Below are 25,421 nucleotides of genomic sequence, written 5' to 3'. Positions count from 1 at the left end.
ACAATCTTTTTCAGCTTTTCGATCCGGGAAGAACCGCTCAGGCGGCCTCCTGAATCTTGCGGATGATCTTCTCCTGGTCGGCGTATTCCTCGTAGATGGGGGCCGCCGCCTCCCGGAAGCGGCGCAGTTCGGCGTCGGACAGAGAGGTCACCGTCACGCCGGCCTCCCGCATCTTGGCTTCCGACTCGGCCTCGGCCTGTTTCCACAGTTCCCGCTCCAGTAGCCCCGCCTGGCGGGCGCAGTCCTCCACGATGGAAGGGTAGGAGGGGTCCAGGTCGGCCAGCTTCTTCATGGCCTCGGCGCTGGCCAGCATCAGTTCGGGAATGCGGGTGTGGCCGTCCAGCAGCATATACTTGGCCACCTCGTAGTGGCCGGTATAGTCGTAGCTGGGCCAGTTGTTTTCGGCCCCGTCGATGTCCTTCTTGGCCAGGGCGCTGTAGACGTCGTCGTAGGCCAGCCGCACCGGGACCGCCCCCAGATCCTGGATGATCTCCTCCATCAGGCTGGACTCCGCCACCCGGATGTACAGGCCCTTCAGGTCGTCCAGACTGGTTACCGGTTCGTTGGTGTAAAAATGCCGGACGCCCGCGTCAAACCAGGTCAGGGCGGTCAGGCCGATGGAGTCCTGAATGGAGGCCAGAAAGGTTTCCCCGATGGGGCCGTCCAGCACCCGCCACATGTGATCGCTGTCTTTATAGAGGAAGGGGAGCTGCAGGACGTACAGTTCCGGCATGAATTCGCCCAGGGACATGACCGAAATGCGGGAAAAGTCGATGCCGCCGTATTCCATCTGCTCCACCACGCTGTCCTCGCTGCCCAGAACGCCGTTGCTGTAGACCCGGATCTGGACCCGGCCGCCGGTTTTCTCCTCCACCAGATCGGCAAAGGCGTAGGCGGCCTCGGTGGTGGGGTAGCCCTCGGGCTGGTTTTCGGCGTAGCGCAGGATCAGATCAGGCATGTCCTTGGCGTCGGCGGCAGGGTCCGGCGTGGTGATGGCCAGTACCAGGCCAAAGAGAAGGACTGCCGCAATGGCCAGCAGCGCCAAATGCCACCGCCGCATCATGGAGCCTGCTCCTTGTGGCGGCGGGCTGCCTCCCGCCGGTACTGGGTGGGGGTCAGGCCGGTCTTTTTCTTGAAAGCCCGGGCAAAATAGCTGGCGTCCTCATAGCCTACCATGCCGGCCACCTCGGCGGTGGGGCGCAGCGGGTCGGTCAGCAGCTCACAGGCCGCCTGGATGCGCACCTCGGTGAGGTAATCCAGAAAGCCGATGTGCTGATACTTTTTGAACTGGGTGGACAGATAGGCCGGGCTGATGGACAGGATGTCGGCCACGCTGTCCAAGGACAGTTCGTACATGTAGTTCTCCCGCAGGTATTTCTTCACCTGGGCCATCAGCTGGCCCATCTGGGTGTTCTGGACGTCGCTGTCCTCGTCCTCGGGGGTCTGCTCCACCGCCGCCGGCGCCAGATCCGTCAGCCGCCGTTCCACCTCAATCTGGGACAGAGCCCGCCGGATGGCGGCCTCGGCCTCGTCGGGCACCACCGGCTTGAGGATGTAGCCGCAGGCCCCCAGCCGCATGGCCTCGTAGGCGTACTGGAACAGGCCGTAGGCCGTCACAAAAATGATTTTGCACCCGGGCAGCCGGGCCAGAATGGTCCGGGCCGCATCCAGTCCGTTGACTCCCGGCATTTCAATGTCCATCAGGATCAGTTCAGCCCCCAGAAGCAGGGCTGTGTCCACCGCCCGGCGGCCGTTGTCGGCGGTGTGGATTTCCACCTCGTGCTCAAAGCGGCGGGATACCAGGTCGGCCAGGACTTCCCGCTCCATCGCCTCGTCGTCGGCGATCAGGATTTTATACATCGTCGCGCTCCTCCTCCGGTTCGATCAAGGGCAAAAACAGCACCGCCCGGGTGCCGTGGCTGGGGGATGTGTGCAGGTACAGGCGGCCCGGCGGGTCCAGCAGCCGCAGCCGGGCGGCCACATTGCTCAACCCGATGTGCTCGCCCGTCTCGGGCACTTCGTGCAGCCGGCCCCGCACTTTCTGCAAGGCGGCGCGGTCCATTCCCACGCCGTCGTCCCGCACCGCAATGTACAGCAGACGGTACCGGGGCAGCCGCCGGATCACAATTTGCACCGTGCCGCCGGTTTCCCGCGGGATGATGCCGTGTTTGAAGGCGTTTTCCACCAGCGGCTGGACAATGAAGGACGGGACCATGGTTTCGGTCAGGTCGATGTCGTCGGCTATGTGCCAGGTCAGATGCACCCGGTCCCCGAACCGCACATGGTAGATGGCGAAAAATTCCTCGATGATGCGCACCTCGCGGGAGAGGGGAACCTGCAAATCATTGCTGGCCAGACTGTACCGCAGCAGCTGGGACAGGGCAGTGATCAGGGTGCGGGTGCGGGGGGCCTTTTCTTCGTCCGAAACCCGCAGAATGACTCCCAAAGTGTTGAACAGGAAATGCGGGTCGATCTGGCTGCGCAGATGCTGCAGCCGGGCCCGCTCCACTGTGTTCTGCAGCTCCAGGGCCTCGGTTTCCCGGCGGTGGAGCTGGCGCTCAATCTCATTTTTCTCCTGCAGGGTCTTGACCTGCCGGTCCATGGAGTGCTTCATCCAGTTGAACGCGCCGGCCAGCTGGCCGATCTCGTCGCCCGCTTGGGCCACCACCACGTCGGGGGTGTCAAAGTCGCCCTGGCCGATGGCCCGGGAGGCCACAATCATCTGCTGGACCGGGTCCAGCAGCCGAAGCACCGAATACACCACCAGCGCGCCAAAGGCCAGGCAGAGCAGGGAAGCCACCGTCTGCATGGCCTTGATCTGTTCGTTTTGGGCCGAGAGAAGGGTGTAGGTGCTCTGGCCCTCGCTGATGGCGGTCTGGAGCAGCTGGCCGGTGTACTGCTGCAGATAGTGGCCGCAAACTGCAATCTCGGTGTAATATAAGCTGGCCGCCGCGATGGCATCGCCGGTCTTGAGCAGGGCGGCCATCCGGTCCATCAGGACGTCGTAGTTGGCGTAGGTGGTGCGCACTGCCTGGGCCAGAAGGTATTGTTCCTCGCCCACCTCGGCCAGATCGCCGTCGATGTGCCGCAGCCAGGCGTCCGCCGTGGTGGAGCCGCTCTGGAGTGTCTGGGACAGGGCGGTGAGGTCACCGTTTTCCCAGCGGAAACTCTCCAGCGCCGTGAGCTGGCTCTCGATGCCGCTGGAAAACTGGCTGATGGAATGGAAGTTGCCGGTCTGACGGTCCAGCTGGTCCAGAATCACGTTGGACTGGTAGTGATTGACATAGAGCTGCACCAGCAGTGCTGCGAAAAATGCCGCGAAGAACAGCAGGATTCGCCCTTTCAGGGAGATGTGCCGCTGGAACCAGTGCATGGGGCGCCTCCTTTGTTAAATGATGTTTTATTATACAATACCGTCAAAAAATCTGCAAGCCCAATCAAAATGCCCGGTCTGCCTTGCAGCCGGGCCGGTGAAATGGTATCATAAAGGAAAACAAAGACCCCGGAGGTAACCCTATGTCTGGCAAAAATACCGTCCTGTCGGTCCCGGTCCAGCTGGATACGGGCATGTTTCGTGATTTCGCCTTGTTCGATGTGCTCCAGCGCCAGAAACGGTGGAAGCGGCCCCTGCTTTTTGCCGTGCTGATGCTGACTTTTGCGGCCATCTGCTTCAGTCAGGTGGGCGTGCGGGAAGGCGCGGCCCTGCTGGGCGGCGTCCTCACGGCGGTGGCTCTGGGCCTGCCGCTGGTGTATTTTGGGATGTTCTTCCGCTCGGTGAGCCTGCAGGCCAAAAAGATGGGCCTGTCCACCCCCAAGTCGGTGTACCGTGTGGAATTGGGCCCCGACGGCGTCGGCATGTGGCCGGCGGGCCAGCAGGACAAGGCCCAGCCCGCTGCCTCCCACGACTGGGAGAGCGTGTACGGCGCCTGGCGCACCGCCCAGGCCGTCTATCTTTACATCAACGCCACCAAGGCCTATCTGCTGCCGGCGGAGGAAATCCCTGGCGGAGCGGACGCGGCCTGGACCCTGCTGGGCGAACATCTGCCCGCAGAAAAATTGCACGTAACCCGCTGAAAAGGAGGCTTTTGCCATGGAAAAACAGCATCAAAACCAGGTGTGGGTTCCCCACAGTGAAACCCTGCCCGAACCCGCAGGGGAGGGGGTCACCCGCCGCGTGCTGGCCTACGGCCCCGAGCTGATGTGTGTGGAGAACACCTTTGCCGAGGGCGCAGTGGGGGCACTCCACAGCCACCCCCACACCCAGATCACCTATGTGGTGTCGGGCCGCTTCCGGTTCACCATCGGGGATACCACCCGGGAGGTGGGCCCCGGCGACACCATGCTGAAACAGGACGAGGTGCGCCACGGCTGCGTCTGCCTGGAGCCGGGCATCCTGCTGGATATCTTCACCCCCATGCGGGAGGACTTTGTCTGACCCGGGACCTTTGCCTGAATGAAAAAACCGAGAGCCGCAGCGGCAGCCGCTGCGGCTCTCTTTGCGTGCAAGGGTCCTGTTTTGGCCGAATGACGCGAAAAAAGGCAGCAAACAGGCGCCCGTGTGGATGCAGGGCGCCTGCTTGCTGCCCTTTCGGACAGACCAAAAGAATCTATATTGGAAGCTTTAGAGGATGTCGTTTTTACTGCTCGTCCTTGTCAACGGGCTTTTCTTCTGCGGCATGCTCGCAGACGGGACGCTCGGGCTGATAGACGATGCCGCCGCAGGTAGGAGGCCAGCCAAACCGCTCCTCAATGATGAACTGGGACAGCAATTTCTTGCCTGCATTTTCCAGGTGATTCATACACTTAACCTCCATACATCTTTTGCTTGAGTTGTTCAATCCATACAAGCAGCACGCTGATTAAAACGCTGTAAAAGCTGAAAACCAGGACCTGCCGTATTCCCAGAATGAAAGTAACGCCCTGCACCAGCAAAACGCCCAGGAGAATCTCGTTTTTCTTCCGGATATTCGCCTGGACCACCTCCGCCTCAAAATGCAGCTGCGGGGGATAAATCGGAGGGAGCAGGAACGTGATGGCCAGTACCGCCAGATCCAAACTCCACGCGGCGTATGGGCTCGCATGCAGCAGGGCGGGCCCCAGCAGAAACAAAACCAGCAGGGTCATGGCTGTGGTCATGGACAGACAGAGCCAGGCGTAGGGCGCATGCCATCCGCCGATGCGGCTGCGCAGCAGGTACAGGGGCAGCATAAAGACCCAGACGTTCACAAACTGGCCGGACAAAATAAAGCAAACCAGAAGAATCAGAAGAAAACAGATCTGAAGCAGCTTCTTTTCCACTACATACAGGCACCAGGGGGCATTGCTTTCTTCCACCCAGTTGCGGGCTACAAAATACGCTGTAATGCGGGATGAAATCGTATGCAGCATAAGGTGCCCTCTTTCTTTTTTACAAATTTACCACATTTTCTCTGCGAGGTGTTGGTTATGCAGTGAAACTGATGTTTTTTGCAGTGAAACCGGCAAAATGGGCTGAAAAGTCAGGGGATCTGTGCGGAAAAGCAGAACATCCGGTCGGATTCCCGGTAGGAAAAGGCGAAAACCGCGCCCGACTGGTTCAGGATGTTCATGACCGTCCGCAGGCCGTAGCCGTGTTCCTTTGAGCGGTAAGGGGAGATCACCACCTGGTTGTCCAGGATTTTGACGGGAACGACGGTGGTGTTTTCGATGTACAGGAAGCTGCCGTCCTCGGTGACCTGCATCTTGACGGTGATGGTCCGGGGCTGGCCCTCCGGGATTTTATCACAGGCCTCGATGGCGTTGTCGATCAGATTGGAGAGGAGCACCACCAGATAGGTGTCGTCCAGGGAAAAATAGGTCAGGTCGTCCAGCTGCATGGAAAATTCGATGTCCTTCTCCCGGGCCAGGCTGTATTTCTGGCTAAACAGAACATCCGCCACCTGCCGGCCGGTTTTCACGATCAAGGGACTTTTGGTGCTGGTCTGCAGGAGGGACTGGACGTAGGACAGCAGCTTGCTGTCCGGGGCTTCGTGTTCCGCCAGGCCGCAGATCACCGACAGCTGATTCTGGAAGTCATGGGTCATCTTGCGCTGGCTCCGGTATGCATCCGACCAGGCCGCAATGACTTCGTTTTGGGCCTTGATGTTGTGCTGTAAGATGATGTTGTCCTGACGGAGCTGTTCCTGCTGGTTCAGGTGACTCAGGAAGGCCACGGCGAACAGGTTCATGGCCAGAAGCCCGACGGTGCACAGCAGCAGCTCTTTGGCCACAAAGGGAACGGTGCAGTAAATGCGCCACAGAAAAATGGCAATGGACAGGGACATGGCGGGGAAGATAAATATTTTCAGCCAGTTTTGCCAGGTGGTGTTGTCAAACTGAAAATGCCGCCGGACGAACACCCGGAACCCCATGACCACAAACAGGTCCAGCAGTTTGGCGAAATAGCAGAACAGATAATATCCATACGGATCATGGAGCAGGGTTTGCAAGTGAACCCCCGAAACAAAAGCCGCGCCGAGGAAGAACAGATTGTCCGCCGCCGTTATAAAGGAAAGAAACAGGATGGAAACCACGGCGCTTTTGACCAGCGGCGCGGAAAATACCTTGTAAACCCAGGCGGTGCCGATGCAGACCAGCACAAATACTTTCAGAAAGGAGTTCCAGTCCGAAAAGGCCAGGCCGATGCTGTTGAGCAGCACCAAAAACAGAACCGAAAGGATGAACGGAACGCCCTGGAATTTCTTGGTGAAAAAGATCTCGCACAAAAATACCAGCGAGATATTTTCGGTGAAAATCAGGAAGATGTTCAGCAGGTTGTAGATCAGCTCGTTCATAGACGACTGCCCTTCCACATGAGGTATTGACTGCAGATGTCGCGGTAGCTGCTTTCAGATACTTTTAATACTTCGCCATTGCGGAGTTTGACCTGATAATTGGCCAGCCGGCTGATGTAGCACATGTTCACCAAGAAGCTTTTGTGCAGGCGGACAAACCCTTTGTCCTGCAATTTCTTTTCATAGTCGCCCAGCTTTCCGAGGCACTCCAGATGGGGCCCCGGCGACGAAACCCGATGGAGCAGAACCCGCCGGTAGGAAGTGCCCTCAAAGTATAAAATATCCTTTAAGGCAATTTCGGTGGTGGAGTCTTTCAGCTCCACCAGAAGGGTCTCGGTGTCCTCAAACAGCTTGTCCTGAATAGCGTCCAGACAGGCATCGATTTCTTTGACATATTGGTTTTTCATGATGTAGCGGAAGGCATTGACCTTGTAGCCGGTGGGCGCATACTGGATGTATGCGGTGACAAAAACCAGGATGATGTCAGGATAGCGCTGGCGGAGCTGGCAGGCCACCTCAATGCCGTTGATTTCGGGCATGTCAATGTCAAGAAAGGCCACCTGTACGTCGGAAAGATCCTCGTTCAGCACCACTTGGGGAGAGGAGAAAATCCGGCAGCTGAGGGGCCAGTCCCGTCTGGCGCATCCTGTGCTGATCTGGTCATACAGCTCTCCGGCAAAGACGGCGTCGTCATCGAGAATTATGATTTTCATGGGGGATCTTTCCTTTCTGTTTTGATTCTGGACCGGTCTGGTTTTGAAGCGCCGGCGAAATAAAAATGTGCTTTTTCGCGGCGGGCAGGCCCCCTGCACGCGGGGACGGTTCTGCTTATGCGGCCATGCGAAAAAGACAGGGCTGTTTGGTCGGCCCGACGGAATTCAAAACCCAATTTAACATACAGCTTAAACCCTCGTTTTGTCAATATTTTTGCAATTCTGCTGATCTTTAACGCAAATTGCCGCCGAAATCGCGTTAAAGTTAAGAAAAATTCTGATGATTCGCTCAAAGTGAGGTGGAAAAATGAAAATATATGATTTCAATGGGAAAAAGAACATCTGCGGGGAGCGTATCCGGGAGGCGCGCTTAAAACTCCGTTTTTCCCAGACCAATCTGGCGGTGCGTCTGAAGCTGGAAGGGGTAGAGCTGGAGCGGGATTCCATCAGCCGGATTGAGATCGGAACCCGCTTTGTTTCCGACTATGAACTTCGGGCTTTTGCAAAGACCCTCAACGTTTCTCCGCTGTGGCTTTTGGGGATGGAATGAGCCAAAAAACCATTCGATTTTATTCGACAGAATTTGCATCTGTTTCACCGGCAAAGGGAAGAAAACGGGAAGCTTTTTCTGCATCCTGAACGGCCGTTTTTTCACCGTCGTTTTGGGCAAAAACCAGGTGTTTTTTGCGGCGGTTTATGCTGCGCTCCGGCGGCTGCCGGGCAGGAAAAGCCGTTTTGACAGAGACGCTATTGTTGATTCACTGCATGAAAACCGCCTCTTGCGGCAAAGAAACAAAAAATCCCCCGAAATCTGTTATGATAGGTAGCACGATGAGAGAGGACCTCTTTTGTCGCGAATTCGCAAGATAGGGTGGTACGGCCATGGAACCGGTTCAAAACAGTTTGCTCAATCCAAAACAGCAGTGGCGCAAGGCGCAGAGAAAGCGGACGGGTGAGAAAAGCGCCTCCGCGGTTTTTCTGTGGGGACGGCGGGTGGTGTTTGAGGAGCGGGCCGTCTTTCAAAACGACGCCGTCATCCGTATGCCGAAAGAGTTTGCAGAGCGCGCCCCGGAGGAAGGAAACCCGCTCTTTTGGGCCGGCACCCAGCCCCAGCATCTGTTTTCCAGCAGCCGTCTGCATTTCACCCTGGCGCTGAGCTGGACGTTCAACCGGATTTCCAACGAGAATATCGCGGACATCACCAAGGTGATCCGGCCCCTCGTGCCCCGCATTTTCCCCGAAAGCATCGTCCTCAGGGAAGAAACTTTCCTCAAAGAGGAGGGCAGCGTGTCGGTTTTGTACATTGCATCCCCCGCCGCCGGCGGGGCGCGCGGGAATGTCCTGTTTTTTGCGTCGGCTGAAAACCGGCTCCTGATGGGCAATATTGCCTTTTCCATGCAGGACGCGGACCGCCTGGAACCCATCGCCCTGGAAATGGCACGATCCTTCCGCTGGACCCGGAAGCGCAGGTCCTGAATGAGAATCGATGCCCCCGCTTGCCGGGCCTGGAGGCCGGGAGGCGGGGGCGTTTTTGGGTAAAAGGTCCGTACTCCGTCGGTTTGAAAAGCTGCCTGGGGCGGGACGATTGACAACCGCGGCGGACAAGAGTAGTATTACGGTTGGTTGACCTCATTGTTCCCGAAGGGGAGAGAAGGCCCCGGCTTTTGCCCGGGCAGAGGAAGTAAAACATCCAGGAGGTAACAGGACATGAAAAACGCAAGACCCATCACTTCGGAGATGATCGCCGCCTTTAAGGCGAGCTATGACGCCGACAAGTCGGCCCGTGTGCTGACTGCGGCAGTTTCCCACAATCCGCTGAGCAAGGTGGCTCTCGACCCGATGGCCGCCGCCAAGATGGACAACAGCTTTTCCATCGAGGTAAAGACCCGCGGCATCACCGCACAGAAAAAGAGCGGCCGCTGCTGGCTGTTTGCATCCATGAACGTGATGCGTGAAATCGTGGCGGAAAAATGCAATCTGGAGAAGTTCGAGCTGTCCGGCAACTGGCTGGGCTTCTGGGACAAGTTTGAGAAGATCAATTTCTTCCTAGAGAGTGTGCTGGACTGCGCCGACCTGCCGGTGGCAGACCGGACCCTGGACTGGGTGCTGAACGGCATCAACGACGGCGGCCAGTGGGACATGATGGTCAGCATCATCAAAAAATACGGCATCGTGCCGGCTTCGGTCATGCCTGAGACCGAGCAGTCCTGCGGCACTATGGAGCTGATGCGGCTGCTGAACACCAAACTGCGCAAGGACGCCGTGGAACTGCGGGCCCTGGCAGCTGCCGGCGGCGACACCGCCGCCCGCAAGGATGAGATGCTGGCCGAGCTGTTCAAGGCACTGTGCATCTGCTTTGGCCGCCCGGTGGATCAGTTCGACTTTGAGTACACCGACAAGAACGGCGTGTACCATGTGGACCGCGGCCTGACCCCGGTTTCCTTCTATGAAAAGTACATCGGCCTGGCTCTGGAGGACTACGTCAGCGTCATCCACGCTCCCACCCAGGATAAGCCCTTCGGCAAGACTTATACCGTCAAGTATCTGGGCAATGTGGTGGAGGGCTCGGTCCGCCACCTGAACCTCCCCATGGAGGAAGTGAAGGAGCTGGTGATCGCCCAGCTGAAGGCCGGCGAACCGGTGTGGTTCGGCAGCGACTGCAGCAAGTTTGGCAACCGTGACGGCGGCATCTGGGACCCCAACTGCTTCATCTACGGCGACGTTCTGGGCGGCATGGATCTGGACATGACCAAGGAGGAGCGCCTGGACTACCGCGACAGCGCCATGAACCACGCCATGATCCTCTGCGGCGTCAACCTGGACGCCGACGGCAAGCCCAACCGCTGGAAGATTGAGAACAGCTGGGGCGAGGACGCCGGCCGGAAGGGCTACTTTGTGGCCAGCGACGCCTGGTTTGACGCATTTGTCTATCAGGCCGTGGTGAACCGCCGGTTCCTCACCGACGCCCAGCGCCAGGCCCTGGACGCCGAGCCCATCGAGCTGGCTCCCTGGGACCCCATGGGCTCTCTGGCATAACCCTGAATCAACCTGACCTGTCCTAAAAATCCAGCGCGCCCCGGACGCAGACCGCCCGGGGCGCTTTTTTGCGCCTTCGGGACAGAGGGGCCGGTTGGGAAGCCTGGGTCCAGCAAATACCCGCCCCGATTGAACCCAAACAGTCCTTGTGCTATAATATCGATGTAGTTTTGAAAATACAACGGTGCGGCCCGGCCGCCGCGCCGGGAGGGGGATATGGGTTGATACGAAAACAGGACCGGCTGGTGATTACCTTTTTCACCACCACCGATGCCATGGCCATGGAACATCTGTGCAGAGAGCGGCAGGCGGACGGGCGGATTATTCCGGTGCCCCGCAGTATCACCGCCGGCTGCGGTCTGGCCTGGTGCGCGGCCCCCGAGAGCGAAAAACCGCTGCGGGCCCTGATGGAAGCGGAAGGCATCCGGTTCCAGGGGGTGTACCGCTGCCTGGTGTAAAGGAGGCGCGGCATGATTTATCTGGACAACGCAGCCACCACCCTGCGCAAACCCGAATGCGTGGTGGAGGCGGTGACCCGGGCCCTGTGCAGCATGGGAAACCCCGGCCGCAGCGCCCATGACGGAGCGCTGAGCGCCTCCCGCACCGTGTTTGAGGCGCGGCTGGCCCTGGCGGAACTGTTCGGGGCCGAGAGCCCCGACCGGATCGCCTTCACCGCCAACGCCACCGAGGCCCTCAACATCGCCATCAAGGGCATCCTGAATCCCGGCGACCATGTCATCACCACCGCCCTGGAACACAATTCGGTATTGCGGCCTCTGTATGAGATGGAGGACAAGGGGGTGGAGCTGACCATCCTGCCGGCGGACCGGCAGGGCCGGTTGAAGGAGGCAGATTTTGAGGCCGCCATCCGGACAAATACCCGGGCCATCGTCTGCACCCACGGCTCCAACCTCACCGGAAACCTGGTGGATATCGGCCGGGTGGGACAGATCGCCCGGAGTTATGGCCTGCTGCTGGTGGCAGACGCCTCCCAGACGGCGGGAGTCTTTCCCATCAACGTTCAGAAGATGCAGATCGACATCCTCTGCTTCACCGGTCACAAGAGCCTGCTGGGCCCCCAGGGGACCGGCGGCCTCTATGTGCGGGAAGGGGTGGAGGTCCGGCCATTGCTCAGCGGCGGCAGCGGGGTACAGACCTATCTGCGCCGCCATCCGCCCCAGATGCCCACCGCTCTGGAAGCCGGTACCCTCAACGCCCACGGCATCGCCGGGCTGCTGGCCGCGGTGCGGTATCTCCGGGCCGCCGGCCTGGATGCCATCCGGGAGAGGGAACTGGACCTGATGGAACGTTTTTACCGGCAGGTGTCGGCCATCCCGGGAGTGACGGTGTACGGGGACTTTTCCCGGCGGATGCGCTGCCCCATTGTGGCCCTCAACATCCGGGACTACGATTCGGGTGAGGTGAGCGACGCCCTTTCGTCGCAGTACGGCATCGCCACCCGCCCCGGCGCCCACTGCGCGCCCCGGATGCATCAGGCTCTGGGCACTGTGGAACAGGGAGCCGTCCGGTTCAGCTTTTCCCACTACAACACCGAAGAAGAAATTGAAATCGCTGTTTCCGCCCTGCGGGAACTGGCACAGGAGGAATAAATCATGGAAAAAATCATCGACTGCCGGGGCATGGCCTGCCCTCTGCCCGTGGTCAACGCCAAAAAAGCCGCCGAGGAACTTGCCGCCGGGGACCGGCTGACGGTTCTGGTGGACAATGAAGTGGCGGTGCAGAACCTGCAGCGCTTCTCCTCCCACAAGGGATACGTCTCCACCGGAGAGAAAAAAGGCGACAAGGAATACGCCGTGGTCATGACCATCACCGGCGAGGGTGCGGCCCCGCAGCCGGAGGAGGTGGACTGCCATCGGGATACCCGCCAAAAGGGGATGCTGGTGGTGCTGTCGGGCAATACCATGGGCACCGGCGACCCCAAGCTGGGTGCCGCTTTGATGAAGGCTTTTGTGTTTGCCCTGACCAAACAGGACCAGCTGCCCGAGACGGTTCTCTGCTACAACACCGGCGCCTACCTGAGCTGTGAGGGCTCGGAGGTGCTGGAAGATCTGAAACTGCTGGAGTCGGAGGGGGTCACCGTCCTGACCTGCGGCACCTGCCTGGACTTCTACGGCATCCGGGACAAGCTGGCGGTGGGCGGCGTCACCAATATGTACGAGATTGTGGAGCGGATGGAATCCGCCGGCCACATCGTCAAGCCGTGACACGCCCCGAATGGAAAGCCCGGCGGAGGAAAAAGAGATGAACCATGAAAGAAAGCGCGCGGTTGTTTCGGGCGTCGTGTTTGTTGGAGTGTATGTTTTGTCCGGGGCCCTCATCCGCTGGCGCAGCTACGATATGTACCTGGAAGCGCTGAAAGTGCTGACCGCCGTGATCGGCGCGGGCTGCTACTGGATTGGAAGCAGAGAAGGATGAGCGGCCGGGCGGAAGGAGAGATAAACCTATGGAAACACAGGTCAAACTGACCAAACTGGCGGCCTGCGCCGGCTGCGGGGCCAAGATGGGGGCCGGGACCCTGGCCAAAATGCTGGACGGATTCAAAACCCATGCCGACCCCCGCCTGATTGTGGGGTACGACAAGAGCGACGACGCCAGCGTCTATGTCCTCAGCGAGGAACAGGCCCTGATCCAGACCACCGACTTTTTCCCGCCCATTGTGGATGATCCCTACCTCTATGGCCGGATTGCCGCCACCAACGCCCTGAGCGACGTCTACGCCATGGGCGGCGAGCCCAAACTGGCCCTGAATATCCTGTGTGCGGCGGAGACCATGAAGGACGAGACCATCCGGGAGATTCTGCGGGGCGGCTACGATGCCGCCTATGAGGCGGGGGCCATCATCACCGGCGGCCATACCATCAAGGGGGCCGAGCCCATCTATGGGCTGGCGGTGTCGGGGTTTGTCCGCCCTGACAAGGTGCTGACCAATTCGGGGGCCCGGCCGGGAGATGTGCTGCTTTTGACCAAGCCCCTGGGGGTGGGCATCCTGACCACCGCCGCCAAGGCCGATATGGTGCCGGGCGAGGTGATGGACCGCATTTATCAGCAGATGGCCACCCTGAACAAAACCGCCCGGGATATCATGGTGGAGTATCCGGTCCACAGCTGCACCGACATCACCGGCTTTGGCCTGCTGGGCCACAGCTATGAGATGGCCCAGGGCAGCGGCTGCACCCTCCATATCGAGGCGGGCCGGGTGCCCTATCACCCCAAGGCCCTGGAAATGGCCGAAATGGGCCTGATCCCGGCGGGGGCCTACCGGAACCGGGAGTACGCCCAGCCGGGGGTGAAGCTGTGCGGGGAAATTCCCCTGGCGGTGCAGGATATCCTGTATGACCCCCAGACCAGCGGCGGGCTGCTGATCGCCCTGCCGGCCCGGGCGGCAGAGGAATGCCTGGCCCGGCTGCAGGAGAAGATTCCCCAGGCGGCCCGGATCGGCTATGTGACCGAAATGCAGGAGAGCGCAATCAAGTTGGAGTGAACGATGAAGGATTTGGTGATTGTACGGGGCGGGGGAGACCTGGCCACCGGAACGATTTATAAGCTGCGGAAATGCGGTTTTCCGGTGCTGGTGCTGGAGATTGCTTCCCCCTCCGCCATCCGGCGGAACGTGGCCTTTTGCGAGGCGGTGTATCAGGGCAGCCAGCAGGTGGAGGATATGACCTGTTATCTGGCCGGCACCGTAGAGGAAGCCCGGCGGCTTGTGGAACAAAATCAGCTGGCGTTGCTGGTGGACCCGGCAGGGGACGCCATCCGGCAGCTGAAGCCCCTGGCGGTGGTGGACGCCATTCTGGCTAAGCGGAATCTGGGCACCCATCGGGGGATGGCCCCCATCACGGTGGCTCTTGGCCCCGGCTTTACGGCCGGCGTGGATGTGGACGCGGTGGTGGAAACCCAGCGGGGCCACAATCTGGGCCGGGTGCTGTGGCAGGGGGCTGCCGCCCCCAACACCGGCGTCCCCGGCATCATTGCCGGCTACGGCAGGGAACGGATGATCCACAGCCCGGCGGCGGGCGTGCTCCGCAATGTCTGCAAAATCACCGACACCGTCCGGCGGGATCAGGTGATCGCCGTGGTGGAAACCCCGGCGGGGGAAGTGCCGGTGAAGGCCACTCTGGATGGATTGCTGCGGGGCCTGATCCGGGACGGCTACCCGGTGACAGAGGGGTTCAAAATCGCCGACATTGACCCCCGGGCGGAGGAATATCAGAATTGCTTTACCATCTCGGACAAGGCCCGCTGCATTGCAGGAGGCGTTGTGGAGGCCGTGATGTGTTTGAAAGGGGAGCGCGGACAATGATTCAAGCAGTAGTAGGCTCCGGCGGAAAGACCACCCTGATCCACCGGCTGGCGGAGGAATACCGCGCCCAGGGGAAAAAGGTGTTTGTGACCACCACCACCCATATGCGGGCCGAGCCGGACACCCTGCTGACCGATGACCCGGAGCCCATTCTCCGGGCGCTGGAACAGACCGGCTATGCCATGGCCGGGATTCCGGAAGGGGAGAAAATCCGGGCTCTTTCCCCGGCCACCTATGCGGCGGTCTGCGCCCGGGCCGATGAGGTGCTGGTGGAGGCGGACGGCTCCCGGGGGCTGCCCCTGAAATATCCCTCGGACCAGGAGCCGGTGATCCCGGACAATGCAGAGGAAATCCGGGTGGTCTGCGGCCTGAACGCTCTGGGCCGCCCCGCCCGGGAGGTGTGCCACCGGCTGGAACGGGTGACCGCCTGTCTGGGGATTCCGGAGGATGCCGTCATCACCCCCGCCCATGTGCAGCGGCTGGTAACCGAGGGTTATCTGCGCCCCCTGCGGGCGGCTTTCCCGGACAAAAAGGTCACCCTGATGCCCCGGACGGACGGCTCGCTGTACCAGCGGGCAGTGGCCAGCCTGCTGGTGCGGGAACAGGATGTGTCGGTCCTGCAAAAAGAGTGGTTCTGCCCCCAGCCCCGGCTGATCGTCTGCGGCGGCGGCCATGTGTCCCGGGAAGTGGCGGCTCTGGCCGCCCGGCTGGATTTCACCACCCGGGTGATCGACGAGCGGCCCGAACTGCTGACCAGAGAGCGGTTCCCCACAGCGGAGGAGCTGATCTGCGATTCCTATGACAACCTGGCCCGTCATTTGGACCCCGGGGCCTGCTATGTGGTGGTCACCCCCAACCACAAGGCGGATTTGCAGTGTGTGGAAACCATCCTGCCCACCGACTATGCCTATCTGGGGATGATGGGCAGCCGGCGGAAGGTGGAGTCCACGGTGGAGCAGCTGCGCCAAAAGGGATTTTCTCAGGAGCGGATCGACACCATTTTTGCTCCCGTCGGCCTGGAAATCGGGGCGGTGACCCCGGCGGAAATCGCCCTCAGCATCCTGGCGCAGATCGTCCAGCAGAAAAACAAAAACCACATGGCTTCGGCGGACCGGAGCCTGCTGGAAACCCGGGAACAAGGGGTACTGTGCATCGTGGTGGAAAAACACGGCTCGGTTCCCCGCGGGGTGGGCAGCATGATGCTGGTGACCCCGGACCAGACCCTGGGCAGCATCGGCGGCGGAGAAGGGGAGTACCGCGCCATCTGCCACGCCCGGGCCCATGGGGGATACGATGTCCAGACCTACACCCTCCACGGCGGCGCAGCCGGCGGCCTAGATATGGTCTGCGGCGGCAGCATGAAGGTGCTGTTTGTGCCGGTGTAAAAAAGCTTTCCTCACTGAAACAAGAGGGCTTGCTGTCTGCTGTCCGCAGGCGGCAGGCCCTTTGGTCTGCGGAGGCGGGATGCAGCGGGAAAGTTTGCAGGCCCCGGATGGACGGGTGAAACCCGGCGTGCTATAATAGCCTTACATTCAACCCATGAGAAAAGAGGGATTGTCTATGAAAGATGCCATCTCCGCACTGCGTGTTCTGGAACATCAGAACTACGCCTACCGCTATGCACAGAGCGTCATTAACTTTGACGGCGAAACCGTCGCCCCGGCGGACAGCGCCGACGGCCGGGCTGAGGCCATCGAGGTGCTGAGCCGCGCCCAGTTTGAGCTGCTGACGGCTCCGTCGGTGGATCAGCTGCTGGATCAGGCGGACGCCGCCGCAGACGCCGCCCCCGACGGGGAACAGGTTCACGCAGAGGTGCGGGAACTGCGCCGGACCCTGAGCCAGATCCGGCCCATTCCGGCGGAAGAGTATGCCGCCTTTGAGCGTCTGACCCAGGAGGCGACGGCCGCCTGGGCCAAGGCCAAAAAGGCCAGCGACTTCTCGGTTTTTGCCCCGTACCTGGAGAAACTGGTGGCGGGCCGCCGCCGCCAGGCCCAGCAGATCGCCCCGGGCAAAGATCCCTATGAAACCCTGCTGGACCAGTACGAAAAGGGCCTGACCATCGAGAAGTGCGACCAGTTCTTTGCCACCGTCCGGGGAGCCATTGTGCCTCTGCTGGAGGCCATCCAGACCCGGGGCAGTGCCATCCGCACCGATTTTCTGGATCAGGAGTGGCCGGTCAGCGGCCAGCGTGTCCTCTCCCAAAAGGTGATGGAGCTGTGGGGCCTGGACCCGCAGCGCTGTGTTTTGGCCGAGAGCGAGCACCCCTTCACCGACGGCTTCAATACCCGGGATGTGCGGATCACCACCCACTATATGCCCCGGGATCTGCTGTCCAACCTGTATTCGGTGGCCCATGAGGGCGGCCACGCCCTCTATGAGCTGCACGTGGACCCCAAACTGGATTACACCGTGCTGGCCGGCGGCGCTTCCATGAGCCTGCATGAGAGCCAGAGCCGCCTGTTTGAGAACATGGTGGGCCGCAGCAGGGGCTGCATCCATCTGCTGTGGCCGGCCATGCAGGAGCAGTTCGGCGGCCAGCTGGCCGGCGTGACCGAAGAAGAACTGTACCGCGCCGCCAACCGGGCCGAGCCCGGCCTCATCCGCACCGAGGCGGACGAGCTGACCTACTGCCTGCACATTATGGTCCGCTATGAGCTGGAAAAGGCCCTGATCCATGGGGAGCTGGCAGTAGCTGACCTGCCCGCCGCCTGGAATGCAAAATATAAGGAATACCTGGGCCTGGATGTGCCCGACGACGCCCACGGCGTGCTGCAGGACATCCATTGGGCCGGCGGCAGCTTTGGTTACTTCCCCAGCTATGCTCTGGGCAGCGCCTATGCGGCCCAGGCCATGGCCGATCTGGAACGGTCCATCGACTTTGACGGGATGTACGCCTCCGGCGACCTGGCTCCCCTGCGGGAGGCCCTCGCCCGGCGCCTGTGGCACTACGGCAACCTGAAGGAGACTTCCTGGCTGGTGGAAAGCCTCTGCGGCGGCCCCTTCAATCCTCAGTATTACGTGGACTACCTGACCCGCAAGTACACCCAGCTCTATAACCTGTAATCGGAAAGAGAAGCTGCCTTCCGGCGCGTTTTGGCCGGCTGGACGTGCACAAAAAGACCCGGAACCGTTGGGTTCCGGGTCTTTCTTTGCAATGTTGGGATGAAATATTCCGGCTCCAATAAAACCGAGCAACTGCCCGGACACAACAAAAAATCCGCTTCGCTTCGGGAATGGATTTCGTTTGGTGGAGATAATCAGGATCGAACCGCTGACCGCTTGCATGCCATCGGAGCGCTCGCTCGAGCAGTGCTTGGAAGATGCGATCTTTCAGGATGCCGAAGAAATATTCCGCCATGGCGAGGCGGATGGCTGTTACTCCGCTTTAAAAGATGGCCTTTGACGCTTTGCATCGGTATATGACCGCCTCCGTCCGCTGATACCAGTGGGCCGCACGGTTTTTCGACGGAAACAGGTGAAAAGGGGGTTGACAAAACGGTGTTTTCTATATAATTACCAATGGTAACTATATGAGGAGAGCAAAAATGGAACCGAAAACCATCAAAGCACTGCTGGATGCCTGTTATTTGGCCAAGCGCTGCCGGGATTTGCTTCCGGCGCTGCCGGAAGGCGTGACGCCGGCATACATCACATATCTGGATGTAATCCAAACGCTGCAGCAACAGGGCCGGCAAGTCAAAATCTCGGATATCAGCGATGCGCTGAATCTTCCTCGGCCGGGTGTGACCCGGACGGTGAAGGAAATGGAGGCCAAAGGCTATCTCTATAAGAGCGCTTCTCCACGGGATGGACGGATTACCTACATTTCGGTCACGGAGGCGGGGAAGAACCTGTCCCGGATCTACGATGAACAGTATTTCGCCCGTTTGGCGCCGCTTTTGAGCGGCATTTCGGAAGAAGAGGCCGGCTGCACCATTCAAACGATTCAAAAATTCTATCGCGTCATGTCGGAAGGAGGCGTTTCTGTTGAATAAGAAAAGTGCAGATTTTACCCAGGGCAGTATACTCCAGAAACTGCTCTGGTTTATGGTTCCCATTCTGGGAGCCCTGATTTTACAGGCCGCCTATGGAGCAGTGGATTTGCTGGTTGTAGGGCGGTTCGGGTCCACATCGGGGCTGTCGGCTGTCTCCACGGGAAGCCAAATCCTGAATCTGGTCACATTTGTTGTGACGCAGCTTGCCATGGGCATCACGGTCTTGATCGCACGGTATCTGGGCGAAAAAAAGCCGCAGCAGGTTGGGTCCGTCCTGGGAGGAGCAATTCTTGTTTTTGCGCTGATCTCGGTGGGCTTGTGTGTTGTATTGGTGGGTTTTGCCAGGCCCATCTCTGTGCTGATGCAGGCGCCGGCAGAGTCTCTGGATCTGACCGTAAGCTATGTGCGCATCTGCGGAAGCGGCATTTTCTTTATCGTTGCCTATAATGTGCTCTCCGCTATCTTTCGTGGAATGGGAGACAGCCGTTCTCCGCTTTTGTTTGTTCTGGTGGCCTGCGTGGTCAACATCCTGGGAGATCTGCTGTTGGTGGCAGGGCTCCAGATGGATGCCGCCGGAGCGGCTCTCGCTACAGTATTTGCACAGGCGGTCAGTGTGGTCTGTGCGGTGATATTGCTGATCAAAAAGGAGCTTCCGTTCTCTTTCAGTCCGAAAGAAATCCGGCTGAATCTGCAGTGCCGCAAATTCCTGGCCATTGGATTGCCTTTGGCTTTGCAGGAATGCTTGACGCAGCTGTCCTTCCTGGCGCTGTGCGCTTTTGTGAATCGCCTGGGCCTGGAGGCTTCTTCCGGGTATGGCGTAGCCAGCAAGATCGTCAACTTTGCCATGCTGGTTCCCAGTGCGGTCATGCAGTCGATGGCATCCTTTGTGTCGCAGAATGTGGGTGCAGGCAACCCGAAGCGCGCAAAACAAGCCATGTTTACCGGAATTGGTGTGGGACTTGGTTTTGGCTGTGTGGTTTTTGCCCTGGTCATGCTAAAGGGCGATGTGCTGGCTGGCGTCTTCTCCTCCGATGCAGTGGTCGTCCAAAAGGGCTTTGAATACTTAAAGGGATTTGCCCCGGAAACCATCGCCACTGCGATCCTGTTTAGTATGGTGGGCTACTTCAATGGAAACCAGAGAACGCTTTGGGTTATGATTCAGGGATTGGTTCAAACCCTTCTTGTCCGCCTTCCCATGGCGTATTTCATGAGCATTCAGCCCAACGCAAGCCTGACCCGGATCGGCCTTTCCGCCCCGATCTCCACCGCAGTTGGAATCCTTTTGAACGTGGGCTTTTTCATTTATTTTGTCCGCGAACAAAACAGCGGCAAATACGCAACCAAACTGGAATGACAGGGAAGAACCGAAACCGTATGGCCACCTGCGCCAGCCGCATCCTGGTCAGGCCAACCGCGATGGGAAGGCCCGTGCTGAGGCTGCTATTGCTGTCCATGAGCTGGCGCCCGGCGGCCAGTGCGGTGCGGCATGGTTATATCTGTGTGGGCCGCACCGATGAAGCCAAGGAAAGCAAGCGGTCAAGCGTTATAGAAAAGACCGTTTGATTGGTATGAAAATGTGATTGCGGCCAACCGTAAGAAATTGGAATAACATAAAGAGGCACCCCATTGGCAACAAACAAGTCAAAGTACTTGTGCTGCCAATGGGGTGCTTTATGGTGTTTGGGGTATCTTGGGTAGGGATGGAGCAGCTCATGCAGGAGAATGGATATGTGGCAGGCATCGCCCCCATACGGGTACAGGCTGGAGCGGAGCAATAAGCGCAGGATGGAAGCGCACGCCTTGTTCATTGAACCTGAGGAGTCCGAGGCAGCCAAAACGATCTTTTGACTTTACGGTGGGGAGGATATGGCACCGATCGCATTGCCATATGCCTGGCTCAGCAGAAAATGTGCTGGAATGGATTCTGGGCAACCCGAACCGTAAATTTGGGCTTGTCTCCGTGAAGGATTTCCGTTCTCTCTGCTGCTGTATGATATGTTCGGGTAAAGAAGGGGAAAGTTCTGCGTTCGGCAACACACGTGCTGCCGGCAAACATAAATTGGGCCAAACAATAACCCCGGGAGATTTTGTACACACAATTTCTCCCGGGGAAGGTCAGCTTAGGTTTTTCTGCTCTTGGATCAGGTATGCCCGACGCTCGGGGTGACTTTCGCGGTGATTTCGCTCCTCGAAGTTTGCAAGAGCCTGAAGTGTGCGCCGGCGCAGCAGAGGAGCACCGGACACCTCCAAAGGCATCCGCTTGGCCAGTTCATACAGCGCGTGGGCCATATCATAAAAAGCATCCAGAATGGATTCGTCGCAGCCTGTGGGCACCGCCAGGTCTGCACCGACCACATCGTACACCCAGGTCACATAATTCGCCCGGAAAAGGGGAGTAATCCAGGCGTCTTCGGGTGCTGCGATCAGAGCGTCACTCAGTCTGAGCAGCTCCTGAAGGACATCGCGCAGGGAACAGATGGTCTCCAGGCTGTAGTAACTGGACCAAAAACGGAATCCCAACATGACGGGCGTCTCTGTCATCGTGGCAAAGGCATGGGAGATGGCGTTGACCATCAGAGCTTTGTCGTCTCCGGTCAGCCGGTTTACCAGGGGCTTCCAGATCCCGAAAGCCTGCTCGATGTAGAGTTTTCCCGGTTTGGAAGCCCGCCCGATGGTAGCTCCTTTCAGAAACAGTGCGTTGGCGTCTTCCGGGTCAAAGTCCAGAATCCGCTGTGCGCACCGGGCCGCTTCGGAGAGCTTTCCGCTCTGGTAGGCCTGAAATGCTTTTTCTGTATAGAGTTCAATCAGTTCATTTTCGGTTTCGGTTAAAACAGTCGCCATAGAAACAGGTCCCTCCCTGGATTTCATTCTGCCCGGCGGTTACAGATTGGCACAATGCTTGCCGGCTACTCGGCCGGTGGTCATGGCGTTGCCCATGTTGTTGCCGGCTGACGGGCAGTTATAGGCGTTGCCGAATCGCTGGCCCATGCAGTTGCCCACCGCATACAGGCCGGGAATGACAGCGTCCCGTTTGCAGTTCAGCACCTGCATATCGCCGTTGACCACCAGACCCGTGATGGTGTTGAGGCCGCAGTTGTACAGTCCCTTGCTGTTCTGCATGGATACATAGAAGGGCCCGTTCTCAATAGCGCGCATGGTGTCTGCATTTTTGCAGTAGTCCTGATCGTTGCCGGCGTGGCACAGCTCGTTGTAGCGTTCGAGGGATGCCAGGGCATTTTCGATCACATCCTCGGCCAGGCCAGCGTTGCGCAGCGCTTCCTCGGCGGTGTTGCCGACGTATACGGTGCTCATCATCTTCATGGACTTGTTGGCGATCTCAAGACCGGTGACTTCGCCGGAACCGACCGCCGGGTCCAGCGCTTCCATATCCTTCTGGAAGATATCCATGCCCTCCTGATAGCCCCAGTTGGGTGCGCCGTGGTCCAGGCCGGCCCGCTGGATATAGGCCATATAGTCTTTGTCCATGATGGCGAAGTTGCAGCTGTCTACCGTCGGCATCGGCTGGTGCAGGCACTGCACCAGTGCCAGACCAGCCATGGCCTCGTTCATAAACCGTTTGCCCTGGCAGTTCAGCCACAGGCAGGGGGTGGTGCCCCACGGACCGAAGCCCAGGTTGGGGCAGTTTACCGCGATCGGACGGGGATGGGTCTCGATCATGCCGCCAGCCCAGCAGCCCAGTTTGTGCCCCACGCCGGTGCAGTCGGTCATGCCGCCGACACTTTCACGGGGAATGCCGATGCGCTCAGCGTATTCGCCCACCTCCGAGCAGAGCTCCCATACCATATCAACGTTTCCGCCGAAATCGCCGGTGGCGAGGATCACGCCCTTGTTGGCGTTGAACTGGATATAGTTGCCGTCGCTGTCCTGGCCAATGACGCCGGTGACGGTTCCGTCTTCCGCTTGGGTAAGGACCACCGCGCTGGTGCCGCAGTACCAGGTGGCGCCCAGGTCTTCTGCTTCATCCCGGCAATAAGTCTCCAGCTCGCTCAGGCGGCTCAGGCCAGTGAGCTGTTTCTTGCCTACGGGCTGCTGGTTTATGGTGCCGATGGACTGGAAGGTGGAAGCCCACATCTTGTAGCCCTCGCTCTCCACCGGATAAGAACTGCCGTCGGGGAGATTGTAGCCGATCTGCACGATGCACTGGCCGCCTGCATAGTCAAATACATCCGAGGTGTCCGGCACCAGGGAGGCCAGGTTGTCCATCATCTCGCCGGAATTGTAGACAAAGGTCCGAATGACGTCGGTATCGCAGCGGCCATTGGCTCGGCGGACATATTCGTTGACGATCTCTTCCAGGTCATAGGGCCCAAAACCCCAGCTTTCCAGAAGCTTGGAGTTATAAGAGCAAATGTCGTCGCCGCGATAAATGATTTCGCCGTCTGCATGGCTTTCCAGCACGGCCACCGAGGCGCCCTGCTGTGCGGCCACCAGTGCGGCCTGCGTGCCCGCATGGCCGCCGCCAACAACAACCACGTCGGCGGTGTAAGTCTGGGCGATATCGGCGTCGTCAATCACAGGGGCTTCGCCCAGCCAGTCCTCGTCGCACATGTAACCGAAGGGACGGGCTGTTGCAGCGACGGTTTCAAACGACTATACAGACTGACCCTTGGCCTGGGCGATGCACTTGGCGGCAGCCTCTTTTACGGCATTGGTGGTGACGGTTGCACCGGAAATTGCGTCGATTTCGCTGCTCTGCGCATCCAGAATGGCCTGTTTCAGGGTGTCGCCGGCCGCCTGGCCGATGGAAGCCGTTTCGTTGGATAAATCCAACTGTACATCTGTGATTTTTTCCGTATCAAAGGTCATGGTCACGGAAACCTGACCAATTCCTTTTGCGCTTGCGGAATAAGTGCCGGGGATATAAGTGCCGGCCGAAGAGGACGCACCTGCACTGCTGCTTGCACAGCCGTTCATGGAGCCCAGGGCCGCCAGACCCAGTCCGCTTACGGCAGCGGCTCTCAAAAAACTGCGGCGCGAAATGGAACTTTTCACAAAAATCTTCCTTCTTTCGTGTGTTTGAATGCGAATCGGGCGGGCGTTCCCGGGTGGCCCGCCGGATTTGCTGGAGGATGTGACCACTGCAGGCAAAAGCGCTTTGTGTTTTCTGCTGTTATAATTTTAACATATAAAACCGGCCGCTGGAAATAGAAAAGAAGGATAACCTTATAACAAAATGGCATAAAGAAGATGCACGATGTGCCGCAATATGGTATACTGAAAAAAAGATGAAAGGGGCGTTTAGAGATGACACTGCAGCAGCTGCGTTATTTTTTGAGTGTTGCCGACAGCTTGAGTTTCACCAAGGCGGCGAAAGAAAACTATGTTTCCCAGACAGCTGTTACCCGTCAGATTCAGATATTGGAGAGGGAACTCGGCGCGCCCCTCTTTGCGCGCAACACAGCCCATGTAAAGCTGACCGCTGCAGGCGCTTATTTCTGTACTGCGTGTCAGGAAATCGTCCGTATTTGGGAGCGCGCTGCAATCGATGTGCGCCATATTGCCCGAGACCACACGATTACGCTTGCGCTGCCTACGGCTGTTGAGCAGGAGATTGTGGTAGGCCCGGTACGGGACTTTCGTGCAGAGCACCCGGAGGTTTCTTTTTCCTTTGTGAGCGGTGTGCGGCAGGAACTGATCAATGATCTCGTAGAAAGCAAGATTGATCTTCTGATCTCCATGGCCCTGGATCTGCCGGACTTGAGCGGCCTTCAAAAACTTTCTCTTCCTCCTGCACACGCGGTGCTGATGATGAGCTCGCTTCATCCGCTGGCGAAATATCCTTGTGTTTCTCCTTCCCAGCTGGAAGGTGAGCACTGGTTGCATCCTGCTCCAGCAGCATTGCGCCTACCCAGGAACGGATGAATGCATACTACCGAAAACTGGGACTTGGCAAAAACGCGGTCGTTTATACGGACACCTTTTCCAGCATGGTTTTGATGGTGGAAACCGGAATCGGAGTGGCTGTCGTCCCCTCCAATCTGCGAAATCGTCTTTCTACAGGGCTTTGCTTTGCGGAACTGGAAGGACCCCGGCAGCAGATGAAGTTTGTCGCCCTTTGTATGCCGGACAATCCAAATCCCTGCGCTCAGGATTTTTTTGCGTTTCTGTCCCGATATAAAAAAGCAGATGAAATGGGATGAAGGAACGAAAGGCCAGGGGCGGCAGGATCCATCAGCTGTTGCTTGCTGGGTTTGTCAGCTGAAAAAATGCGGCGAAGGCTGTTTGCCGCATCTGGGTATGTTGGGTGCAGTTGGCGGGGCGGTATATAACCAGTGAATGGATGTCCGGGCTGCCTGCGAAGAAGGGTGGAGTCTCCTTCGATCTTTGGAAAATCAGCATCCCTAATCTCCGGGGCGGAGCTCTATGATACCGCTGGCCCGGGCCATTGGAAAAATTGCAGAATAAAGTGAATTGTCAAACTAAGTGCAACAGGAATTAAGCTCGAAGTCCCATAATTCCTGGGCAGAATGGAAGTTAAGAACCTTGCGAGGCCTGGCGTTAATCAACGCCAGGTTTCGTTTTA

General features: G+C 58.8%; 27 protein-coding genes. 17 read left to right on the top strand and 10 right to left on the bottom strand.

Annotated features, from left to right (window positions below; genetic code table 11):
• Positions 1-37: 37 nt before the first annotated feature.
• Genes B5G28_RS06770 through B5G28_RS06760 form a run of 3 tightly spaced genes read right to left on the bottom strand, consistent with a single transcriptional unit; the run spans position 38 to position 3,373 of the window.
• Positions 38-1,063 carry a TRAP transporter substrate-binding protein gene (locus tag B5G28_RS06770; RefSeq protein ID WP_242967500.1) on the bottom strand — a complete coding sequence of 342 codons (1,026 nt, stop codon included), beginning with the start codon at positions 1,061-1,063 and terminating at the stop codon, positions 38-40.
• Complete coding sequence (locus tag B5G28_RS06765; protein ID WP_087247168.1) at positions 1,060-1,860, bottom strand: helix-turn-helix domain-containing protein; 801 nt, start codon at positions 1,858-1,860, stop codon at positions 1,060-1,062. Before B5G28_RS06765 ends, B5G28_RS06770 begins: the two co-directional genes overlap by 4 nt.
• Positions 1,853-3,373, bottom strand: coding sequence for a histidine kinase (locus B5G28_RS06760; RefSeq protein WP_087247166.1), 1,521 nt, complete (start codon positions 3,371-3,373; stop codon positions 1,853-1,855). The genes B5G28_RS06765 and B5G28_RS06760 overlap by 8 nt, the downstream gene beginning before the upstream one ends.
• 143 nt (positions 3,374-3,516) lie before the next feature.
• Between B5G28_RS06760 and B5G28_RS06755 the strand changes: the two genes are divergently transcribed.
• Positions 3,517-4,074, top strand: a complete 558-nt coding sequence (locus B5G28_RS06755; protein ID WP_087247164.1) for a hypothetical protein — start codon at positions 3,517-3,519, stop codon at positions 4,072-4,074.
• 16 nt (positions 4,075-4,090) lie between these two features.
• A complete protein-coding gene (locus B5G28_RS06750; RefSeq protein WP_087247162.1) occupies positions 4,091-4,435 on the top strand; it encodes a cupin domain-containing protein in 345 nt (114 codons plus the stop codon).
• 202 nt (positions 4,436-4,637) lie between these two features.
• Here B5G28_RS06750 and B5G28_RS14660 read toward each other — a convergent pair whose 3' ends face one another.
• The 4 genes from B5G28_RS14660 to B5G28_RS06735 all read right to left on the bottom strand — a co-directional run bounded on the left by B5G28_RS14660 (position 4,638) and on the right by B5G28_RS06735 (position 7,525).
• The gene (locus tag B5G28_RS14660; RefSeq protein ID WP_158098177.1) at positions 4,638-4,799 is read right to left on the bottom strand and encodes a hypothetical protein; all 162 of its coding nucleotides are present in this window, start codon (positions 4,797-4,799) and stop codon (positions 4,638-4,640) included.
• 4 nt (positions 4,800-4,803) lie between these two features.
• Entirely contained in the window at positions 4,804-5,388 is a 585-nt protein-coding gene (locus B5G28_RS06745; RefSeq protein WP_087247160.1) for an accessory gene regulator B family protein, read from the bottom strand.
• A gap of 110 nt (positions 5,389-5,498) precedes the next feature.
• The gene (locus B5G28_RS06740; RefSeq protein WP_087247158.1) at positions 5,499-6,812 is read right to left on the bottom strand and encodes a GHKL domain-containing protein; all 1,314 of its coding nucleotides are present in this window, start codon (positions 6,810-6,812) and stop codon (positions 5,499-5,501) included.
• Positions 6,809-7,525, bottom strand: a complete 717-nt coding sequence (locus B5G28_RS06735) for a LytTR family DNA-binding domain-containing protein (protein ID WP_087247156.1) — start codon at positions 7,523-7,525, stop codon at positions 6,809-6,811. The genes B5G28_RS06740 and B5G28_RS06735 overlap by 4 nt, the downstream gene beginning before the upstream one ends.
• A gap of 307 nt (positions 7,526-7,832) precedes the next feature.
• Between B5G28_RS06735 and B5G28_RS06730 the strand changes: the two genes are divergently transcribed.
• The 13 genes from B5G28_RS06730 (at position 7,833) to B5G28_RS06670 (ending at position 20,231) form a co-directional block, all read left to right on the top strand.
• Entirely contained in the window at positions 7,833-8,075 is a 243-nt protein-coding gene (locus B5G28_RS06730; RefSeq protein ID WP_087247154.1) for a helix-turn-helix transcriptional regulator, read from the top strand.
• Between the two features lie 332 nt (positions 8,076-8,407).
• A complete protein-coding gene (locus tag B5G28_RS06725) occupies positions 8,408-9,001 on the top strand; it encodes a hypothetical protein (RefSeq protein WP_144265493.1) in 594 nt (197 codons plus the stop codon).
• A gap of 231 nt (positions 9,002-9,232) precedes the next feature.
• Entirely contained in the window at positions 9,233-10,561 is a 1,329-nt protein-coding gene (locus B5G28_RS06720) for a C1 family peptidase (RefSeq protein ID WP_087247150.1), read from the top strand.
• Positions 10,562-10,782: 221 nt separating this feature from the next.
• Positions 10,783-11,019, top strand: coding sequence for a DUF3343 domain-containing protein (locus B5G28_RS06715; RefSeq protein WP_087247148.1), 237 nt, complete (start codon positions 10,783-10,785; stop codon positions 11,017-11,019).
• Between the two features lie 12 nt (positions 11,020-11,031).
• Entirely contained in the window at positions 11,032-12,171 is a 1,140-nt protein-coding gene (locus B5G28_RS06710) for an aminotransferase class V-fold PLP-dependent enzyme (RefSeq protein ID WP_087247146.1), read from the top strand.
• A 3-nt stretch (positions 12,172-12,174) separates the two neighbouring features.
• Entirely contained in the window at positions 12,175-12,786 is a 612-nt protein-coding gene (gene yedF, locus B5G28_RS06705; protein ID WP_204228826.1) for a sulfurtransferase-like selenium metabolism protein YedF, read from the top strand.
• A 37-nt stretch (positions 12,787-12,823) separates the two neighbouring features.
• On the top strand, positions 12,824-12,997 hold the full coding sequence (locus tag B5G28_RS06700) for a hypothetical protein (protein WP_242956743.1): 174 nt from the start codon (positions 12,824-12,826) through the stop codon (positions 12,995-12,997).
• A gap of 28 nt (positions 12,998-13,025) precedes the next feature.
• The gene (gene selD / locus B5G28_RS06695) at positions 13,026-14,063 is read left to right on the top strand and encodes a selenide, water dikinase SelD (RefSeq protein WP_087247140.1); all 1,038 of its coding nucleotides are present in this window, start codon (positions 13,026-13,028) and stop codon (positions 14,061-14,063) included.
• 3 nt (positions 14,064-14,066) lie between these two features.
• Entirely contained in the window at positions 14,067-14,882 is an 816-nt protein-coding gene (gene yqeB, locus B5G28_RS06690; protein WP_087247138.1) for a selenium-dependent molybdenum cofactor biosynthesis protein YqeB, read from the top strand.
• On the top strand, positions 14,879-16,267 hold the full coding sequence (gene yqeC / locus B5G28_RS06685) for a selenium cofactor biosynthesis protein YqeC (protein WP_087247136.1): 1,389 nt from the start codon (positions 14,879-14,881) through the stop codon (positions 16,265-16,267). The genes yqeB and yqeC overlap by 4 nt, the downstream gene beginning before the upstream one ends.
• A 175-nt stretch (positions 16,268-16,442) precedes the next feature.
• Positions 16,443-17,945, top strand: a complete 1,503-nt coding sequence (locus tag B5G28_RS06680; protein ID WP_158099593.1) for a carboxypeptidase M32 — start codon at positions 16,443-16,445, stop codon at positions 17,943-17,945.
• A 482-nt stretch (positions 17,946-18,427) separates the two neighbouring features.
• Positions 18,428-18,877, top strand: coding sequence for a MarR family transcriptional regulator (locus B5G28_RS06675; protein ID WP_087247132.1), 450 nt, complete (start codon positions 18,428-18,430; stop codon positions 18,875-18,877).
• Positions 18,870-20,231, top strand: coding sequence for an MATE family efflux transporter (locus B5G28_RS06670; RefSeq protein ID WP_087247130.1), 1,362 nt, complete (start codon positions 18,870-18,872; stop codon positions 20,229-20,231). Before B5G28_RS06675 ends, B5G28_RS06670 begins: the two co-directional genes overlap by 8 nt.
• 761 nt (positions 20,232-20,992) lie before the next feature.
• Here the strand turns inward: B5G28_RS06670 and B5G28_RS06660 are convergent.
• The 3 genes from B5G28_RS06660 to B5G28_RS06650 form a co-directional block, all read right to left on the bottom strand.
• Positions 20,993-21,718: a hypothetical protein gene (locus B5G28_RS06660; protein ID WP_087247126.1), complete on the bottom strand. Its 726-nt coding sequence runs from the start codon at positions 21,716-21,718 to the stop codon at positions 20,993-20,995.
• 39 nt (positions 21,719-21,757) lie between these two features.
• Positions 21,758-23,413, bottom strand: a complete 1,656-nt coding sequence (locus B5G28_RS06655) for an FAD-binding protein (RefSeq protein WP_204228824.1) — start codon at positions 23,411-23,413, stop codon at positions 21,758-21,760.
• Between the two features lie 75 nt (positions 23,414-23,488).
• Positions 23,489-23,890, bottom strand: coding sequence for an FMN-binding protein (locus B5G28_RS06650; protein ID WP_087247122.1), 402 nt, complete (start codon positions 23,888-23,890; stop codon positions 23,489-23,491).
• 252 nt (positions 23,891-24,142) lie between these two features.
• Here B5G28_RS06650 and B5G28_RS06645 point away from each other — a divergent pair, with 252 nt between their 5' ends.
• Positions 24,143-24,760, top strand: coding sequence for a LysR family transcriptional regulator (locus B5G28_RS06645; protein ID WP_087247120.1), 618 nt, complete (start codon positions 24,143-24,145; stop codon positions 24,758-24,760).
• Positions 24,757-25,038, top strand: a complete 282-nt coding sequence (locus B5G28_RS15140; RefSeq protein ID WP_087247118.1) for a LysR substrate-binding domain-containing protein — start codon at positions 24,757-24,759, stop codon at positions 25,036-25,038. The genes B5G28_RS06645 and B5G28_RS15140 overlap by 4 nt, the downstream gene beginning before the upstream one ends.
• Positions 25,039-25,421 lie beyond the last annotated feature (383 nt).

It is taken from the genome of Faecalibacterium sp. An77, assembly GCF_002161315.1.
In the GTDB taxonomy this organism is placed as follows: Bacteria; Bacillota; Clostridia; order Oscillospirales; family Ruminococcaceae; genus Faecalibacterium.
The sequence above is the reverse complement of the archived record's forward strand: the minus strand, read 5'-3'. Positions and strand labels throughout refer to the sequence as shown.

Bases quoted from the DNA above. Each gene is read 5' to 3' on its own strand.
- B5G28_RS06760 (WP_087247166.1), bottom strand. From the start codon at position 3,373: ATGCACTGGTTCCAGCGGCACATCTCCCTGAAAGGGCGAATCCTGCTG.
- B5G28_RS06660 (WP_087247126.1), bottom strand. From the start codon at position 21,718: ATGGCGACTGTTTTAACCGAAACCGAAAATGAACTGATTGAACTCTAT.
- B5G28_RS15140 (WP_087247118.1), top strand. From the start codon at position 24,757: ATGAATGCATACTACCGAAAACTGGGACTTGGCAAAAACGCGGTCGTT.
- B5G28_RS06725 (WP_144265493.1), top strand. From the start codon at position 8,408: ATGGAACCGGTTCAAAACAGTTTGCTCAATCCAAAACAGCAGTGGCGC.
- yedF (WP_204228826.1), top strand. From the start codon at position 12,175: ATGGAAAAAATCATCGACTGCCGGGGCATGGCCTGCCCTCTGCCCGTG.
- yqeB (WP_087247138.1), top strand. From the start codon at position 14,067: ATGAAGGATTTGGTGATTGTACGGGGCGGGGGAGACCTGGCCACCGGA.
- B5G28_RS06720 (WP_087247150.1), top strand. From the start codon at position 9,233: ATGAAAAACGCAAGACCCATCACTTCGGAGATGATCGCCGCCTTTAAG.
- B5G28_RS06755 (WP_087247164.1), top strand. From the start codon at position 3,517: ATGTCTGGCAAAAATACCGTCCTGTCGGTCCCGGTCCAGCTGGATACG.
- B5G28_RS06645 (WP_087247120.1), top strand. From the start codon at position 24,143: ATGACACTGCAGCAGCTGCGTTATTTTTTGAGTGTTGCCGACAGCTTG.
- B5G28_RS06675 (WP_087247132.1), top strand. From the start codon at position 18,428: ATGGAACCGAAAACCATCAAAGCACTGCTGGATGCCTGTTATTTGGCC.
- B5G28_RS06735 (WP_087247156.1), bottom strand. From the start codon at position 7,525: ATGAAAATCATAATTCTCGATGACGACGCCGTCTTTGCCGGAGAGCTG.
- B5G28_RS06745 (WP_087247160.1), bottom strand. From the start codon at position 5,388: ATGCTGCATACGATTTCATCCCGCATTACAGCGTATTTTGTAGCCCGC.
- B5G28_RS06730 (WP_087247154.1), top strand. From the start codon at position 7,833: ATGAAAATATATGATTTCAATGGGAAAAAGAACATCTGCGGGGAGCGT.
- B5G28_RS06710 (WP_087247146.1), top strand. From the start codon at position 11,032: ATGATTTATCTGGACAACGCAGCCACCACCCTGCGCAAACCCGAATGC.
- yqeC (WP_087247136.1), top strand. From the start codon at position 14,879: ATGATTCAAGCAGTAGTAGGCTCCGGCGGAAAGACCACCCTGATCCAC.
- B5G28_RS06750 (WP_087247162.1), top strand. From the start codon at position 4,091: ATGGAAAAACAGCATCAAAACCAGGTGTGGGTTCCCCACAGTGAAACC.
- B5G28_RS06680 (WP_158099593.1), top strand. From the start codon at position 16,443: ATGAAAGATGCCATCTCCGCACTGCGTGTTCTGGAACATCAGAACTAC.
- B5G28_RS06700 (WP_242956743.1), top strand. From the start codon at position 12,824: ATGAACCATGAAAGAAAGCGCGCGGTTGTTTCGGGCGTCGTGTTTGTT.
- B5G28_RS06765 (WP_087247168.1), bottom strand. From the start codon at position 1,860: ATGTATAAAATCCTGATCGCCGACGACGAGGCGATGGAGCGGGAAGTC.
- B5G28_RS06740 (WP_087247158.1), bottom strand. From the start codon at position 6,812: ATGAACGAGCTGATCTACAACCTGCTGAACATCTTCCTGATTTTCACC.
- B5G28_RS06770 (WP_242967500.1), bottom strand. From the start codon at position 1,063: ATGATGCGGCGGTGGCATTTGGCGCTGCTGGCCATTGCGGCAGTCCTT.
- B5G28_RS14660 (WP_158098177.1), bottom strand. From the start codon at position 4,799: ATGAATCACCTGGAAAATGCAGGCAAGAAATTGCTGTCCCAGTTCATC.
- selD (WP_087247140.1), top strand. From the start codon at position 13,026: ATGGAAACACAGGTCAAACTGACCAAACTGGCGGCCTGCGCCGGCTGC.